Origin of the sequence: Hoeflea sp. AS60 (genome assembly GCF_038900115.1) — a bacterium.
GTDB lineage: Bacteria > Pseudomonadota > Alphaproteobacteria > Rhizobiales > Rhizobiaceae > Hoeflea.
On the sequence record NZ_JBBMQP010000002.1, the window covers coordinates 102,172 to 119,052 of the forward strand.

The following is a 16,881-nucleotide window of genomic DNA, read 5'->3' on the forward strand; positions in this document are numbered from 1 at the left end:
TCAGGATGTCTGATCAGGCTGCGCCCGCTACCCGGCAGGGCGTTGCCCCAAGGAATTGAGCCTGAGGGCGGTGTGCGGTGCAGCAATTTCAGAATTGATGGTGCTTATGAGCGGCATCGCCACGAAAGGCATTCACCTCGCGCGCCAAAAGTAATATTTATGGCAAGTTGTAAACAATACGGTGTTCGCCTTGGTAAAGGCGAATTTTGCCAGCTTCAGGATCGTTCGTTCTTTTGGGTCTGCCTGTATTCTCTGGGGGGCATGCCGAACCAACGAATAGCGGACCGTGTGAATGCAGCTGGCGCCGAAAAGCCGAGCTTGTAACCGATTGTGGAGAGGGTGAAATTTGTCTCCAGCAGCAGCCGAGTTGCCATTTCCTTGCGTCCTTCATCAAGGATGGACTGCATACTTGTTCCTGCTTGAGTGAGCCGCCGCTGCAATGTGCGTGAACTGATACCAAGCCGTTCAGCTTCACTCGCAAGCGTCGGTGTGTCGTTCTCGAGGTTTTCCGCAACATGAAGCCGGATTGCGGATACCGGGTCACTGATATCAGTGCGGCGTAACTCGACCGCTTCGATCTGTTGCGACATCATGGCGAACAGCCGTGTGTCTGCCTGCGGATTGGCTCGATCCAGCAGTTGCACCGGAATGACCACCGTGTTGACCGGCTCTTTGAAGCTTATATTGCGCGTGAGTAACTGCCTGTGAAGATTAGGGTTTTTCGGCTGATCTCGCTCCAGCTCAACCCTTAGCTGACTGACGTCGTCTCCCAGAAAGCTACGAAAATGATTGAATGTCTGGGCTACACTCATGTCTACATATTGGTCGCGGTGCAAAATTAATGGCGAGTAGCTCCATTCAAAATGCGCCAAACGCGGGCCGACTTCCAAAGTGCAAATACTGGTCTCTGTAATCTTCTGAAGATTGCGTCCCATGAACACGAGGCAATCACGCAAGGTGGCCGCGTTCAGCATGGCGTAGCCGAATGGTCCCGAGGCACCCTTTACAAATGCCGCTGCTGATTTGAGCCCAAACTGGTCATCGCCGGAGATAAGCGCCAGCGCTTCCATGTAGCGGCAGACACGGTCAAGGCTTACCCGTTCGCCGATGATGTCGAAACGATCGGGATCCAGTCCGCACGCCCTGGCAATAGGTGCGGATTCCATGTCAAGACTTGCCGCATAACGGGCTATTCCAGAGGCCAGTCCGGCGGCAACTTCAAACTGGTCTGCCAGTGTAGGCTTCATAAATTGGCGTCCAAGGTGAAGAGTTCGGCGCCAACAGTAAACGCTGAAGTGGAGACGCTGTCGAGATCAAAGCTAAGCTGAATCCAGTAAACGAGTTGAAAAGAGTGCACTTTCTGTATGACAAGCGATATTTCTGCGACCGGTTTCCAGCTGCCCGCCAATGCGCCCAAGCGTATTTACGACTTTCATGCGCTGTGGCTTGAAAAGGCTGTCGGCGGTTTGCCCGATTCCGCGGCATTCGATGTGCTTGCCTTGAGCGCTGATTATCCCTTGCTGGCGCGTATCGGTGTCGAGGAGTTGAAGACCGGTCTGATCTGGCTTGAGGTTGCGTCTGCTGAATTCTGGCCGTTCAAGACGCCGGTGAAGGGCAGGCCGGTTATGGAATCTGTTCCGCCCCTCAGTGTGAAGCGCGTGATAAGTTCATTCCACGAGACGCTTGAGAGCGGGATTCCCGACTATTTCGAAACGACATCCTGGTTGAATGGTGGGCGCACGGTGTCGCTGGCGCGGCTGGTGGCGCCGCTGTCAGGGGCTGCCGGGCGGGAGCTGATTGCGCTCTGGGAAATGATAGAGCCGCCGCCGGCGGTTTGAAAGTGCGGTTTAAAGCCCGATAATCGCGAGATATTTATTTTAAGCTTATAGTATCTCGGGAAATCCATGTTAAAGAAAGGGCAGAGGCTGTAATGTGCCCCTTGATCAGGGGTCGATGCGCCCTGACTGGATCAATTGGGAGTTTTCAAATGTCCGTATCCCCCGCCGTTTCGATCAAATCTGCAAAATCGTCGTTTCAATGGGACGATCCGTTTCTGATCAATGATCAGTTGACCGAAGAAGAGCGGATGATCGCGGATGCTGCGGCAGCCTTTGCCGCCGACAAGCTGATGCCACGGGTGACCGAGGCTTATCTCAACGAGACCACTGACCGCGACATATTCTCCGAAATGGGTGCTGCGGGTCTGCTCGGTGTCACTGTTCCCGAACAGTATGGCGGTGCGGAGGCGGGTTACGTTTCCTACGGTCTTGTGGCGCGCGAAGTCGAGCGGGTCGATTCCGGCTACCGCTCGATGATGAGCGTGCAGTCATCGCTGGTGATGTACCCGATCCAGGCGTACGGCAGCGAAGAGCAGCGGAAGAAATATCTGCCCAAGCTCGCAAGCGGCGAGTGGGTTGGCTGCTTCGGCCTGACCGAGCCCGATGCCGGTTCTGATCCCGGCGGCATGAAGACCCGCGCCAAGAAAGTTGACGGCGGCTATGTGCTCAATGGCGCAAAAATGTGGATCTCGAATGCGCCGATCGCCGATGTCTTCGTGGTCTGGGCCAAGTCTGAAGCCCATGGCAACGAGATCCGCGGCTTCGTGCTGGAAAAAGGCATGAAGGGCCTGACGGCGCCGAAGATCGGTGGCAAGCTGAGCTTGCGCGCCTCGATCACCGGCGAAATCGTCATGGACAATGTGGAAGTATCGGAAGACGCACTGCTGCCGAACGTTTCGGGTCTCAAGGGTCCGTTCGGCTGTCTCAACCGGGCGCGCTACGGCATTTCCTGGGGCGTGATGGGTGCGGCAGAGGATTGCTGGCACCGTGCGCGGCAATATGGTCTTGACCGGCACCAGTTCGGCAAGCCGCTGGCCGGCACGCAGCTGTTCCAGAAGAAGCTCGCCGACATGCAGACCGAAATCGCGCTTGGCCTGCAGGGCTCGCTTCGCGTTGGCCGGCTGATGGATGAGGGCCGCTTTGCGCCGGAAATGATCTCGATCATGAAGCGCAACAATTGCGGCAAGGCACTCGATATCGCCCGGATGTCGCGCGACATGCACGGCGGCAATGGCATCCAGGCCGAATATCACGTCATGCGCCACGCGCAGAACCTGGAAACGGTCAATACCTATGAGGGAACCCATGATGTGCATGCGCTGATCCTGGGGCGGGCGCAAACCGGCATTCAGGCGTTTTTCTGAGGCTGAAATCTCAATCTCAAGCTGAATTGAAGGCGGGCCATGCGGTCCGCCTTTTTTCGTGCGCGACCTTGCCATCTGCAATCGGCCAGCAAGTTGGCCTGACTGCCTAAAAACCATATGATAATATTTACCCTTCTGAAACTGCATCCTGTTGAATTCAGCATTGGTTACATATCACCCGCGGTTTCAGGCGCTTAGATGCTCACACGCATTCCCAAGACTGACATAAAAAGAGGCATGTTTGTCGAAGCGGTCGAGTGTGCCGCGGTGGTTTTCAGCAAGCGTCGTTTCTTCGTCAGATCGGAACGCGATCTCAGCGAGATCATGGACAGTCCGGCCGAGTTCGTTCTGATCAACACGGCGATTGATGCCGACGGCGAGCCATCGACCGAGGTCGCGGCAGCGGCAATGCGGCAGGCTGGCAGTTTGCTTACCAAGGCCGAAGCGCTGGCGGCTGCGTCAGTCATGGTTGCGCGCTCGGTCAAGGTTCTCAAGACGGAACTGATCAGCATGGTGACCGGCCGCGGCTTCAACATGGCGCATATCGGACCGGTGATTGAGGAAATCGCCCGGGCCGATCCGGAAACCTCGTCATTGTATGTTCAGGTCTCGCGGCTCAAGCAAAAGGACGAGACCTCGTTTCAGCATTCGCTGTCGGTCGGCATCCTGATGGGCAAGCTGGGCGATGCGCTGGATCTGGACATGGATACTATCGAGATGCTGGTGCTTGCGGGCATGCTGCATGATGTGGGCAAGCTGACGATCTCGAAGGACATCCTGCAGAAGCAGGGCCCGCTGACGGTGCCGGAACGCAAGCTGATCCAGAGCCATCCGCGGCGCGGCCACCAAATCCTGACAAGATACCCGGGCATTCCGGCCGAGGTTCTCGAGATTTGCCTGCATCATCATGAATTGATTGACGGCAGCGGCTATCCATCGGGCAAAGCCGGAGACGAGATCGGCCTGCTGGTGCGGATTTCGACCGTTTGCGATGTCTTTGATGCGCTGACATCGGTCAGGCCCTACAAACGGGGCTGGAGCGTGTCTGAAGCCTTGAGCTGGATGTTCGAGCGGGATCAGCATTTTGACCGGAAGCTGGTGCTCCGTCTCGGTGCCAGCATCCACGCCTGACGTCGGTCGCTGCAACAAACACTTTTTTGTCAACCTCCACACGAAAACCCGGCGCGCGAAAACCTCGCCGTCGGTTTGAGGCATTTCAGTTCTTCCGGATGCTGCTGACAGCGGGCCGGACTGCGGGGCGCGCACGGGCACACGCCCGTGGTGGAATAATATGGGTTGGCTTTTGGCGCGTGGCAGCGCGCCCCGCCGTTGAGCGGCGCCGGCGCCTTCCGGGCGCCAGCGGGATCCAGGATCAGTGCACGAACACACGCAGCGGACGGTCGTTATCGTTCGGCATCCCGCCGCCGAACCCGTCCTTCCCGGTGGCCACTCGGGTCAAAGACCTTCCAGCCTCCGGGCCTGCCGGTCGCGGGCGGGCCCGCGAAAACTCCGGCAACCGGCCTGGGGAGCGCCCTTGTCCTCATCCGGCGCGGTTTCGCGCCAGCGGGAGAGGTGCTCCTGTCGCAGTGTCTTTCGGCGAATTCCCGTCGCCTGGACATGCTGTGGCCGGGATGTCCGATTTCTCATCCCTTTCGCGCTGGCGCTACGGTACCGCCCGCACGAAAGCTCACCACCTGCCGCCGCCGCGGGATCCGTAAGCCCGCAACATCCGTTCTGGCGGAAGGCGGGAACAGTTTGGCACAGGGCCGGGGAGTGGGGATGAAATGGGATGGGGATTTTGGGTAAGGGGTTGGGATTGTTGAGGTGGGGGTGGGAGTTTGTGCACGGGATTGGCTGATCAGATCCGGAGATTGCAACTGGTTAGCCCCTCCCAACTGTGGGTAGGGGGTTGGGAGGGGCCTTGTAATTTATCCGTAAACCCCAAATTGTGCGGCCAGATCCCAAAGACCCCGCCCCGGACCTTCGGTCCGTGGGCGCGAGTCACGTGCCTCGCCCCGTCCGATGGACCCCCACAAGGGGGAGGGTTGGGCACGGTGACCGCTGCGGCCTATGTGCCATCTTCGGCGATTTGCACCGGACCCCAATCTCCCCCCTTGCGGGGGAGATGTCGGCGTCGCCGACAGAGGGGGGGCATGTTTCGGCTTGGTTTGATAGTCCGGCGTGTGGCGCGGTTTACCCCCCTCTGTCACTTCGTGACATCTCCCCCGCAAGGGGGGAGATTAGGGGCGGCGGCCAAATGATTTAGGCGGGAGGCATGATATGAAAGCTTGTTATTTTCCAATCCTTTGTCAAAAGTACCGGGCACCATCGACTGAGTTTTGGGATCGATTTTATGGTCGCGGCAATTTTTTACCACAAGGCTGACAGTGCCTATGACGACCTGCCGTCACTCTATTACCATTTTCCCAAACAGTATCTTTCCAGAGTTGAGCAGGTCATTGGTCAGCCGATTGTCTACTACGGTCCACTCGGCGGCCAAGCAGGGCGCTTCTATTGGGCGACCGCGATCGTCACGGGCATCCGCCAAGATCCGTTGCGGCCTGATCACCATTATGCGGATCTTGATCAGTATATCGATTTTGATCGACTGGTCGGTTACCAGGAAAATGGTGGCTTCGAGCGAAAACTGATCCTTGCAGATGGGAAGGTTAGCGGAGGCCGTGCGGTTCAGGCGGTTCGTGTGATCAGTGATGAAGAGTGCGATGCCATTCTGAATGCAGGAATGAGTGAACAGAGTCCGTGGCCAGAACGCTATGACGAGGTTGCGCTTGGCTATGAATTTGATGACAACCCGCAAGCGCCGCTGGAACGTCCTCTCGTCGAGCAACTTGTCAACCGGCGTTTCCGCGATGTGAAATTCCGGCAGCATGTCCGGATTGCTTATGATCGGCGCTGTGCATTCACCGGTTTGCGACTGATTAATGGCAAAGGTAGGCCGGAAGTTGAAGCCGCGCACATCATGCCAGTCGAAAAGAACGGACCAGATTCCGTGCAAAACGGAATTGCTTTGTCAGGCACCGTGCATTGGATGTTTGACCGCGGCCTGCTGTCGATGAGTGATGATTTCACAATTTTGAAATCCCGCCAGCTCAATCACGATGTCTCACACCTTCTTAGGCCTGACATGAAAGCGCTGGTCCCCGAGGACCGAAGATTGCGGCCGCACCCCTATTATCTTGATTGGCATCGCACCAATTGTTTCAAGGCTGCCTGACTGCGTGCCGCAAACAATCCCCGTCTCCGTCGCGTCCCCTGCTTGACACCATGCCCACTCGCGCTCTCCTATGCGGCTGAATTTCGAGCACGGGCAGCGTCATGAAATATTCTGCATTTTCCATTTTCAAACAGGCGTTGTCTGGCAACAAGGGCTGGACGCCGGCGTGGCGGGAGCCGGAGCCGAAGAGCCATTATGATGTGATCATTGTCGGCGGTGGCGGGCATGGGTTGGCTGCTGCCTATTATCTGGCGAAGAACCACGGCATCACCAATGTGGCGGTGCTTGAGAAGGGGTATCTCGGCTCGGGCAATGTCGGGCGCAACACCACGATTGTGCGGGCCAATTATCTGCTTGAGGGCAATGAGCCGTTTTATTCGCATTCGCTCAGGCTCTGGGAAGGGCTTGAGCAGGAGCTGAATTTCAATGCGATGATGTCGCAGCGTGGGGTGATCAACCTGTTTCACTCCGACGGGCAGCGCGATGCCTATGCGCGGCGCGGCAATGCTATGCGGCTGGCGGGCGAGGATGCGGAGCTGCTGGGTCGCGAGGAAGTGCGCGAGCTGGTGCCTTATCTCGATTTCGACAATCCGCGGTTTCCCGTCCATGGCGGGCTGATGCAGCGGCGCGGCGGGACCGCGCGGCATGACGGCGTTGCCTGGGGCTATGCGCGGGGTGCGGACAGCCGCGGCGTCGATCTCATCCAGAATTGCGAGGTGACCGGCATTCGCCGCGAGGGCGGGCGCGTGGTTGGCGTTGAGACTTCGCGCGGGTTTATCGGTTGCAACAAACTGGGGCTGGCGGCTGCGGGGAACTCGGGCCGGGTGGCTCAAATGGCGGGGATGCGGCTGCCGGTGGAAAGCCAGGTGCTGCAGGCGTTTGTTTCGGAAGGGCTGAAACCCTTTATCGACCAGGTGGTGACGTTTGGGGCGGCGCTGTTTTACATGTCGCAGTCGGACAAGGGCGGGCTGGTGTTTGGCGGCAGTCTCGATCTTTACAATTCCTACGCCCAGCGCGGCAATCTTGCGACGGTGGAAAGCGTGATGGAGGCGGCCTGCGCGATGGTGCCGTCGGTCTCCCGCGTCAAGGTGCTGCGCGCCTGGGGCGGGGTGATGGACATGTCGATGGATGGCTCGCCGATCATCGACAAGACGCCGGTGGAGGATCTGTATCTCAATTGCGGCTGGTGCTATGGCGGCTTCAAGGCGACGCCGGCCTCGGGATGGTGCTTTGCGCACCTGCTGGCGACCGGCGAGACGCATGAGCTGGCGAAGGCGTTCCGGCTGGACCGGTTCACGCATGGACGCCAGATCGACGAAACCGGGCATGGTGCCCAGGCAAACCTGCACTAGAGGAGGGACGAGATGGCCAGTCTGATCACCTGTCCTCATTGCGGCGTGCGCCCGAAAGAGGAATTCACCATTCGCGGCGATGCGAGCCCGGTGCGGCCCGCGCCTGCAGCTGAGTTTGCGGCATGGGATGAGTATGTGCACATCCGCGACAATGTGCGCGGCGTGATGAAGGAACACTGGCAGCATTCGGGTGGTTGTCGGCGCTGGCTGGTGGTGGAGCGCGATACCTTTACACATGATGTGCATGGGGTGACGGACGCGGCGGACTTCACCAAAGCTAGGGCCGGCAAGCCGGCGAAGGCTGAGAAACCGGCGAAAGCAGGCAAGGGGAGGGCGAAGGCATGAGCTTCTCCCGGTTCAAGGATGGCGGGCTGATCGACCGCAGCAGGACGGTGCGGTTTAGCTTTGACGGACGCGCCATGGAAGGCTTTGCTGGCGACACACTGGCCTCGGCGTTGCTGGCGAATGGCGTGAGCCTGATGGGGCGGTCGTTCAAATATCACCGGCCGCGCGGGCTTTTGAGCGGCGGCGCATCGGAGCCCAATGCGCTGGTGACGATTGGCGACGGGGCGACGCGCGAGCCGAACTTGCGAGCATCGATGGTGGCGTTGCGTGAGGGGCTGGTGGCGGAAAGCCAGAACCGCTGGCCGTCGCTGGGATTTGATGTCGGTGCTGTCAATTCGGCGCTTTCTCCGTTTCTGGGCGCGGGGTTTTACTACAAGACCTTCATGTGGCCCGCCGCGATGTGGGAAAAGCTCTATGAGCCGGTGATCCGCAAGGCGGCGGGGCTGGGGCGGGCGAGCCATGCGCCGGATCCGCAAGACTATGAAAAGCGCTGGGCGCATTGCGATGTGCTGGTGATCGGCTCCGGGCCTGCCGGGCTGATGGCCGCGCTGAGTGCCGCGCGGGCGGGTGCACGTGTGATCCTGTGTGATGAGAATGCCGGTTTTGGCGGGCGGCTGATCCGCGACCGGGTGGAGATCGGCGACAGCGACGGGCCGGGCTTCGTGGCCTCCGTGATTGCGGAACTGGCGGGCAATCCGAATGTGCGGCTGCTCTCCAGCACGACCGTGTTTGGTGCCTATGACAGCTCTGTGTTTGGCGCAGTCGAGCGGCGCGATGGCGAGGCTTCCGGACCGGCGCAGCGGGTCTGGCGGATCGCGGCGAAACGCGCCGTGCTGGCGGCGGGTGCGGAAGAGCGGCCTTTGGTGTTTGGCGGCAATGACCGCCCCGGCGTGATGACGGCGTCTTCGATGCGCGGGCTGGTCAATGCCGAGGCGATCAGGCCGGGCGATCATGTGGCGGTGTTTTCGACCGGTGCTTCCGGACACGAGACGGCACGGGATCTGCTGGCACGCGGCCTCGCGGTGACGCTGGTGGATGCGCGCAGCGATGTGCCTGCGGCGGAACTGGCGGCGTCCGAGGGCGCGCGGGTGCTCAAGCGGCATGTGGTGGCGGATGCGCTCGGCGGCAAGGCGGTGTCGGGCGTCGAAGTGGTTGATCTTGCATCGGGCAGGCGCGAAAGCATCAAGGTCAGCGCGCTGGCGATGTCGGGCGGTTGGAACCCGGTGGTTCATCTCACCTGTCATCGCGGCGACCGGCCGGTGTGGGAGGCGGGCGCGGGCATGTTCCTGCCGCCCAGGGAGCGCGACGGGCTGATGGTGGCGGGCAGTGCTGCGGGCGTGCTCGATCTGGCAGGGTGCCTGAAGAGCGGCGCAGAAGCCGGAGCGCGGGCGGCCAGCGAGCTTGCCTTGAAGTCAGGCAAGACGGATCTGCCGAAAGTGCGGGAAGCCTGTGGCGGCTCGACCGGGTTTGCCACGCTGTGGCATGTCGCGGAAGCCAAGGGGAAGGCGTTTGTTGATTTCCAGAATGATGTGACGGTGTCCGATCTTGGGCTCGCGGTGCGCGAAGGCTATGGCCATGTGGAGCTTGCCAAGCGCTACACCACCACCGGCATGGCGACGGATCAGGGCAAGCTGTCGAATGTCAACGCCATCGGCATTCTGGCGGAAAACCGGGGGGTGACGCCCGATCAGGTAGGGACGACGACATTCCGGCCGTTTTACACGCCGGTCAGCATTGGCGCGTTGGCGGGTGAACATCGCGGGCATCATTACCGGCCGGTACGGCGGTCGCCGCTGCATGGCTGGGCCGAGAAGCACGGCGCGGTGTTCATTGAGGCTGGCGCGTGGATGCGGGCGTCGCATTTCCCGCAGGGTGGCGAGACGACATGGAAGGAGGCCTGTGATCGCGAGACATTGGCAGTCCGCGCAGGCGTGGGCATCTCGGATGCTTCGACGCTCGGGAAGATCGATCTCTCGGGCAAGGATGCTGCCAAGTTTCTCGATCTGATCTACACCGGCAAGATGTCGACGCTGGCTGTCGGCAAGGCGCGCTACGGGCTGATGCTGCGCGAAGACGGCTTGCTGATGGATGACGGCACCGTCAGCCGGTTTGGCGAAAACCACTATCTCATCACCACCACGACTGCGGCAGCGGGCGAGGTGATGGCGCATATGGAACTCTGTGCCCAGGCGCTGTGGCCGGAGTTGGACGTACGGCTTGCGTCGGTGACGGATCAGTGGGCGCAGATCACTGTCGCCGGGCCACGTTCACGCGATGTGCTGGCGCGCATCGTTGCTTATGATCTCGGCGAAGAAGCGATGCCGTTTCTGGCTGCGCGAGAGGTTACGCTGCATTCGGGGCTCAAGGCGCGGCTGTTCCGGATTTCGTTTTCGGGTGAGCTGGCGTTTGAGCTGGCGGTGCCGGCGCGGCACGGTGAGGCGGTGGCGGATGCCATTATGAACGCGGGAGCGCCGTTTGGGATTGTGCCTTACGGGCTCGAAGCGCTCAATGTGATGCGGATCGAGAAGGGGTTCATCACCCACGCCGAGATCGATGGTCGGACTACGCCGGGCGATCTTGGGCTTGGCAAGATGGTGAGTAGCAAGAAGGATGATTTCATCGGCCGGGTGATGCTCGGCCGCGAGGGGCTGCAGCGCGATGATCGCGAGCAGCTGGTGGGCCTCAGGCCAGTCAATCCGGCGCATCGCATTCTTTCCGGCGGGCATCTGCTGGAACCCGACACCGCGCCGACCATGGCCAATGATCAGGGTCATGTGACATCGGCGTGCTGGTCGCCGCATCTCAAATCGACCATTGCGCTGGCCATGCTCAAGCGTGGTCGTGCGCGGCATGGCGAGACGCTCATGGTGTGGGATGCGTTGCGCGGGATCGAAACAAAAGTGATCGTCGGCGAGCCGGTGTTCCTGCAAACAGGCGGAGCCGCATCGGCCAAGCCGGTTCGGGAGTACGAATCGGTTGCGCCTGGTGAGCCGCTTGTGATGGATCTGCTTGACGGGTTGACGGTGAGTGCCGATGGCAAGGCGGTGCTGGCGCAATTGCCCGACGCGCCGGTGTGCCTGGTTTCGGGACTGGCGGGCAAGGATGGTGCGGTGCGCAAAGCCGCCCGGAGCGGTGACGGTTTGATCCGGCCTGTGCAGCCGGGGCAGGCGCTCTGCGTTGGCAAGACTGGCGAGGCGCTTGAAGATCTGGTGGCGCGATTGGGTGTGGCGAGCGAGTTGAGCCTGTGTGATCTCACTGACGCGCGGGTCCGCTTCTCGATCTCCGGACCGCAGGCCGTGGATATCATCGCCACCCAGTCCGGGATCGACATGCATGCCAAGGTATTCAAGACAGGCTCAAGTGCGCCGACCCTGTTTGGCCATATGCCGGTGCAACTGACAAGGCTCGGCGATGACGCCTTCGAGATCATGGCGTTTTCGACCTATGCGCGAGACCTGGCCGAAAGCCTGTCGCGGTCGGTGTCCTTGCTGTCCTGAATCGCTGGTAACAGGAACGGTTTTTGGGCGAAACGCAGCGCTGCGTGAACACAGCGTATAACTTTAGTCGCAAATGGTGACTTGATTTTGTTGCGTTGCAGCATTAAATGAACATCAGGAGATTTCGGGAGGAATGACCTTTGGAAGTCGACCATGTTTTTGAAGTTTCTCTTCAAGCCACGCGATCCGGAATTCAGCCTCGGCGATGATATCAAACTCAGATATCTCGGTCCCGCGGACCTGAACGCTTTCCGCGACCACATTCACGAGCTTCATTTCGAGGATTTCCGGGATCGTTTCAACGGGCTGGTTTCTGACTACTGGCTCGACAAATATATAGCCCGGTCACTCAACGAAGCCATCGTCATCGGCGCCTATTCCGGTGACCATCTGGTGGCCGTGGCGGAGCTGCATACCGGCGGACGCATTGAACCCGGTCAGGGCGAATCAGCATTCTCTGTCGCATCCGACTGGCGGCAGAAGGGGCTCGGCACGATCCTGCTGAAGGCGCTGCTCAGGGCTGCATCCGAGAATGACGTGTCGACAATCATCGTTGAAACCGGTTCGCAGAACCATGCGATGAAGGGACTGGCGCGCAGATTTGGCGCCAAGATGCAGTTTGCAACTGATCAGTCGATCGGGCGCATCAACGTCGCCGATGGCCTGAGGCTTGCCGCGCGCAAGCTGGAGAGACGGAACTTTCCCGCCCCGCCGTTTCCTGTCGGCGAAGTTCCGCCAATTTCGGCATCGCTCATATAAGAAACTGATTCAAGTTGGTGGCAATCTGAGTCCGGATATTTCGACAAATTGTTGATAATATTTGGTTTAGTGCAATTTTGCAGGCGCAAACAAAAACGCCCGGGACACGATCATCGCGTCCCGGGCGCTTTCTATTCGTCCATCAAACAGTCGCCTCATGCGGCCTTGTTGCTGGTGGACCATGCCTTGGCAGCAGTCTGCTGCACTGATGCGTTTGCCTGGGTAACCGTTTCGCGGGCTGCGTCGGCAGCCTCGCGGATGCGATCATAATTGGCTTTGGCACTGTCGCGAACGTAGTCGGCCTGGATCTGCATCACGTCGGGCAGCGACCTGGCGGCAGCGGCCTTTTCGACCGTCGCAAAGGCGTGGCTGACATTGGCGGTGGTCATGTCGATCAGCGTCCGGGTGAAGCTGGCGTAGCTGCCCATCAACGAGACTGTTGCCTTTTCCGCCTCGGCGTTCATTGCGGAAGCGCTCTGATGAACCTGCTCTGCATGGGCCTGAGCATTTGCTGCCTGCTCGGCCACGAATTCGCGCGCAGCTTCCGGGTTGGCAATGTTTTCACGCAGATTTTCCACGGCCTCGGTGATGATCGTGCCCGCGTCCTGGGCCTTGGTTTCGGTTGCCTTGGACGTTGCTGAAGTGTTGGTCTTGGTCATGATCTTCATCCTCCTTGGTTGGGCAATGTCGCCACCCGGACGTCATGTCCGGGAGCTCGGCCATCGCCGCACAGTAAATTGTGTGATGCACAATATATGTTGCGTTGCAGCATAACCTTCAAGGGGTGGTGTGGAATAATTTCCCGTCAAACGGGCCAGGCGGGATGAAGTCTGATAGTGTGGACCGGCGATGATGTGTGATTGGCGGGGGCTGCCTCTGCCGTCACATTTGTGCCACGGGGCACGTATCACTATTGACGTGAGCTGAAGCGCCTGCACCTTCGTAAAGGGTCCGATCACCAGCGGCGACAAGAGCCTCGCCACAACAGGGAGAAACTCCATGACCGACAAAAAAGCCACCGACGATCTGGTTTCCATGTTCATGAATTTCGGCAAGGACATGAAGCTTCCTTCGCCCGACCTCGAGGCGCTGGTTGCACGGCACAAAAAAAACCTCGAGGCGCTTGATACCGCAGCGAAAACGGCCGGCTCGGGCGCAACGACCATCATGGCGCGCCAGCGCGAGATGGTGCAGGAAGCACTCAACGAGATTTCGGCCATGGCCGAGAATGTGAAGGGCGGCTCTGATCCGCAGAAGATGATGGCGGCTCAAACGGAGTTCGCCAAGCGCTCGTTCGAAATGGCGATCAAGAATACCAGCGAGATTGCCGGACTGGCGCAACAATCGGGAACAGAAGCGTTCAAGGTGCTGCAGCAGAATATGCAGGAAACGCTTGAGGAAGCCCGCAAGGCGATGATGCAGACCAAGAAATAGGTTGTCGCGTCAGATGAACTAGGCCCGACCGGTGTATCGCGCACCGGTCCGCCGGGGCTCCTTGCTCGGTCCTTGCGAGCAGCAGCGCTGGCAGTCTAGATACGGGTACAGGCCCTAGAATGTCCCCCGAGAAGGAATGAGCATGCGTATTGTTACCGGAAACGACATCCGTTCGGTCTGTTCCTGGCCATTTGCCGTGGAAGCCTTGCGCGCCGGGCACATGCTGGCGCCTGCCGAACTGCGCGACTCGCTGGTGGAGAATTCCGGCCGCAAGATGCTGGTGCGCACCGCCTGGATCGCTGGCCTTGCGTCCGGCGTCAAGGCGGTGACGATCTATCCCGAGAACCCTTCGCAACAGCCTCCACGGCCATCGGTGCAGGGGCAGGTGCTGCTGTTTGACGAGGCCGGCGGCCACGTGGTGGCGGTGCTGGAAGGCGTTGATCTGACCGCGTGGAAGACTGGGGGGGATTCGGCGCTCGGCTCATCGTGCCTGTCGCGTCCCGATGTGAAGACAATGCTGATGGTTGGGGCGGGATCGATGGCGCGGCCACTGATTGATGCGCATCGCTCGGTGCGGCCGTCGCTTGATACAGTGATGATCTGGAACCGCAACATTGCGCGGGCCGAGGAACTGGCGAAAGCGCTTGGCGCGGACGGGATCACCGCGAAGGCGGTGGCCGATCTCGATGACGCCGTTTCGCGTGCCGATCTGATCTCTTCGGCCACAATGTCGCTCGAGCCCCTGATAAAGGGTGGCGCACTCAAGAAAGGCGCCCATGTCGATCTGGTTGGCGCCTATACGCCGACCATGCGCGAGGCCGACGACGCGGTGCTCACGCGCGGGCGGTTTTTTGTCGACAGCTACGCCACCACTATCGGCCATATCGGCGAGGTGATGATCCCGATGGCTTCCGGCGTGATCAGCCGCGATGATATCCAGGGCGACATGCATGACCTGGTGCAGGGCAAGGCCGGGCGACAGTCCGATGACGAGATCACCGTGTTCAAGAACGGCGGCGGGGCGCACCTCGATGTGATGATCGCGCATGCTGTGTATGGTGCGGTTGACAACCTCTGACAGCGCGTTGTTTGGGTTGAATAATTTCGCCCGCCACGCAACTTGATCGTCGCCAGCGCGTTGAGCCATAAGTTTCCCACACTCGATTGCTGGCGGGTTCATGTTTCAGAATTTTTTCGCTGAATTTTCTCAAGACACACCTTCCGTCTTGTCGGCACTCATCGTCGGACTGGTGTTTCTCGGCTTTTTGTTCGAGAAACTGCCGCCAGCCGCGGTGGCGACTGCAGGGGCTGCCGCATTCCTCTTGCTGGGATATGTGTCGACCGAGGAAGTGCTGGCGGTGTTTTCCAACCCGGCGCCGATCACCATTGCAGCGATGTTCATCCTCTCTTCGGCGCTGGTCAGCACAGGCGTGCTTGATGCGGCTTCCTCGTATCTGGTCGGTTTGTCCGAACGGCGCGGACCGATCGCGCTGGTGCTGCTCTTGCTCGGTGCCGCGCTGGCGTCCGGCCTGATGAACAATACGCCGCTGGTGATAGTGCTGATCCCGATCATCTCGAAAATGGCCCGGGCGCTGAACATCGCCTCGAGCAAGGTGCTGATCCCGCTGTCCTATATGGCGATCCTTGGCGGCACGCTGACCCTGGTTGGAACATCGACGAACCTGCTGATTGACGGTGTGGCGCAACGCGAGGGTATGGAGCCGATGCGGATGCTCGAGATCCTGCCGTTCGGCCTGGTTGCGCTTGCGGTGGGCGCGTTGACATTGCTGCTGCTGGGGCCACGGCTTCTGCCCTCGCATGTCATCGCGGGCGAAGCGCTTGATGACAGCGCCACGGAGTTCATGTCGGAAGTGAAGATCCTCGCCGCTGCCGGCACTGACGCGGAAACGCCGTCAACCGGCAGGCCGCTGTCGGATTTCAGCGCCCTGTCAAAAACACGCGTGCTGGGCATCCTGCGCGGGACCGAGCGGCTGAAGCCCGACCCGGAGCTTGAACTCAACACCAATGACCTGGTGATTTTCAGCGCCAACCAGTCGGAGTTGCTGACACTTCGTGACCATCCGAACTACAAGCTTGGCTACTTCAAGACCCTGCTTGCGGCCGCGGATGAGAAGAAGACCGACAAGGTGGAGGCTGTCTATGCCGGTGATGCGGGCAGCAGCGGGCGGCAGCTGAGCGATCTCGGCTGGTTCAAGGCGGGAGTGCGGGTGCTTGGCATTTCACGGCAAAGGCACAACCCCGGGCCGGAACTCTCTGAAGTGCGGCTGAGGGCGGGCGACCGCATCCTGCTCGAAGGCAGCCCCGGCGATCTGGCGGGTATTCTTCAATCGGAGAGTTTCGTCGCCGTCAGCGAGCCAAAACTCAGGCCCTACAAACGGCACCGGGCGGGACTGGCCATGCTGACGATGGCAGCAGTGATTGCGCTCTCGATCTTCAATGTGGCGCCGATCGTCACCCTTTCACTGCTCGGTGTCGGCATCATCCTGCTGACGCGCTGTGTCGAGGCGGATGATGCGCTCAAAGCCATCGACGGGTCCATCCTGGTGCTGATCTTCGCGATGCTCGCCATTGGCCGGGGCCTGGACAACACCGGCGTGGTGCAGGACCTTGTGGATGCGGTGACGCCGTATCTCAAGACAGTCTCGCCGCTGGTGCTGCTGTTGGCCATCTACGGGCTCACATCGCTGCTGACCGAGCTGATTTCCAACAACGCGGTGGCCGTCATCCTGACGCCGATGGCGATCGGTCTCGCCACCTCGCTCGGGATCGATCCGAAGCCTCTGATCTACGCCATCATGTTGGGCGCCTCGGCCAGTTTCGCCACCCCCATAGGCTACCAGACCAACACACTGGTGTACGCCGCCGGCAACTACCGCTTTGCCGATTTTCTGAAAGTCGGGCTGGTGATGAATGTGGTTGTGGGTATTGCGAGCTGTCTGGCGATCTGGGCGTTTACGGGGATGTGATGGGTGGTGGCGCGTTGTCACTGCGCCCAGCCAAGCAGTGGCTGCAATATTTCGTTAACATTTTAGGCTC

The 16,881-nt window shown here is 60.1% G+C and carries 12 protein-coding genes and 1 pseudogene; 11 read left to right on the forward strand and 2 right to left on the reverse strand.

Features of this window, described 5'->3' with window-relative positions; all coding sequences use genetic code 11:
- Window positions 1–215: 215 nt before the first annotated feature.
- Window positions 216–1,247, reverse strand: a complete 1,032-nt coding sequence (locus tag WNZ14_RS10770) for an AraC family transcriptional regulator ligand-binding domain-containing protein (protein ID WP_342868653.1) — start codon at window positions 1,245–1,247, stop codon at window positions 216–218.
- A 117-nt stretch (window positions 1,248–1,364) separates the two neighbouring features.
- On the opposite strand from WNZ14_RS10770, the gene WNZ14_RS10775 reads away from it, so the two are divergent.
- The 8 genes and pseudogenes from WNZ14_RS10775 to WNZ14_RS10810 all read left to right on the forward strand — a co-directional run bounded on the left by WNZ14_RS10775 (window position 1,365) and on the right by WNZ14_RS10810 (window position 12,390).
- On the forward strand, window positions 1,365–1,838 hold the full coding sequence (locus WNZ14_RS10775; protein ID WP_342868654.1) for a hypothetical protein: 474 nt from the start codon (window positions 1,365–1,367) through the stop codon (window positions 1,836–1,838).
- Window positions 1,839–1,987: 149 nt separating this feature from the next.
- A complete protein-coding gene (locus WNZ14_RS10780; protein WP_342868655.1) occupies window positions 1,988–3,202 on the forward strand; it encodes an acyl-CoA dehydrogenase in 1,215 nt (404 codons plus the stop codon).
- 198 nt (window positions 3,203–3,400) lie between these two features.
- Window positions 3,401–4,333 carry an HD-GYP domain-containing protein gene (locus tag WNZ14_RS10785; RefSeq protein ID WP_342868656.1) on the forward strand — a complete coding sequence of 311 codons (933 nt, stop codon included), beginning with the start codon at window positions 3,401–3,403 and terminating at the stop codon, window positions 4,331–4,333.
- Between the two features lie 1,222 nt (window positions 4,334–5,555).
- A complete protein-coding gene (locus tag WNZ14_RS10790) occupies window positions 5,556–6,437 on the forward strand; it encodes an HNH endonuclease (protein WP_342868657.1) in 882 nt (293 codons plus the stop codon).
- 101 nt (window positions 6,438–6,538) lie between these two features.
- A complete protein-coding gene (locus WNZ14_RS10795; RefSeq protein ID WP_342868658.1) occupies window positions 6,539–7,789 on the forward strand; it encodes a sarcosine oxidase subunit beta family protein in 1,251 nt (416 codons plus the stop codon).
- 12 nt (window positions 7,790–7,801) lie between these two features.
- On the forward strand, window positions 7,802–8,134 hold the full coding sequence (locus tag WNZ14_RS10800; RefSeq protein ID WP_342868659.1) for a sarcosine oxidase subunit delta: 333 nt from the start codon (window positions 7,802–7,804) through the stop codon (window positions 8,132–8,134).
- Window positions 8,131–11,061 (forward strand): annotated as a pseudogene (locus WNZ14_RS10805) (sarcosine oxidase subunit alpha family protein); the annotation flags it as partial. The gene WNZ14_RS10800 and the pseudogene WNZ14_RS10805, both read left to right, overlap by 4 nt.
- A 723-nt stretch (window positions 11,062–11,784) precedes the next feature.
- Window positions 11,785–12,390: a GNAT family N-acetyltransferase gene (locus tag WNZ14_RS10810; protein WP_342868660.1), complete on the forward strand. Its 606-nt coding sequence runs from the start codon at window positions 11,785–11,787 to the stop codon at window positions 12,388–12,390.
- 155 nt (window positions 12,391–12,545) lie between these two features.
- On the opposite strand, the gene WNZ14_RS10815 is transcribed toward WNZ14_RS10810, so the two are convergent.
- On the reverse strand, window positions 12,546–13,049 hold the full coding sequence (locus WNZ14_RS10815) for a phasin family protein (RefSeq protein WP_342868661.1): 504 nt from the start codon (window positions 13,047–13,049) through the stop codon (window positions 12,546–12,548).
- Window positions 13,050–13,389: 340 nt separating this feature from the next.
- Between WNZ14_RS10815 and phaP the strand changes: the two genes are divergently transcribed.
- The 3 genes from phaP to WNZ14_RS10830 all read left to right on the forward strand — a co-directional run bounded on the left by phaP (window position 13,390) and on the right by WNZ14_RS10830 (window position 16,811).
- Window positions 13,390–13,824: a TIGR01841 family phasin gene (gene phaP / locus WNZ14_RS10820; protein WP_342868662.1), complete on the forward strand. Its 435-nt coding sequence runs from the start codon at window positions 13,390–13,392 to the stop codon at window positions 13,822–13,824.
- 142 nt (window positions 13,825–13,966) lie between these two features.
- A complete protein-coding gene (locus WNZ14_RS10825; RefSeq protein WP_342868663.1) occupies window positions 13,967–14,902 on the forward strand; it encodes an ornithine cyclodeaminase in 936 nt (311 codons plus the stop codon).
- A 100-nt stretch (window positions 14,903–15,002) separates the two neighbouring features.
- A complete protein-coding gene (locus WNZ14_RS10830; RefSeq protein ID WP_342868664.1) occupies window positions 15,003–16,811 on the forward strand; it encodes an SLC13 family permease in 1,809 nt (602 codons plus the stop codon).
- Window positions 16,812–16,881: the final 70 nt, after the last annotated feature.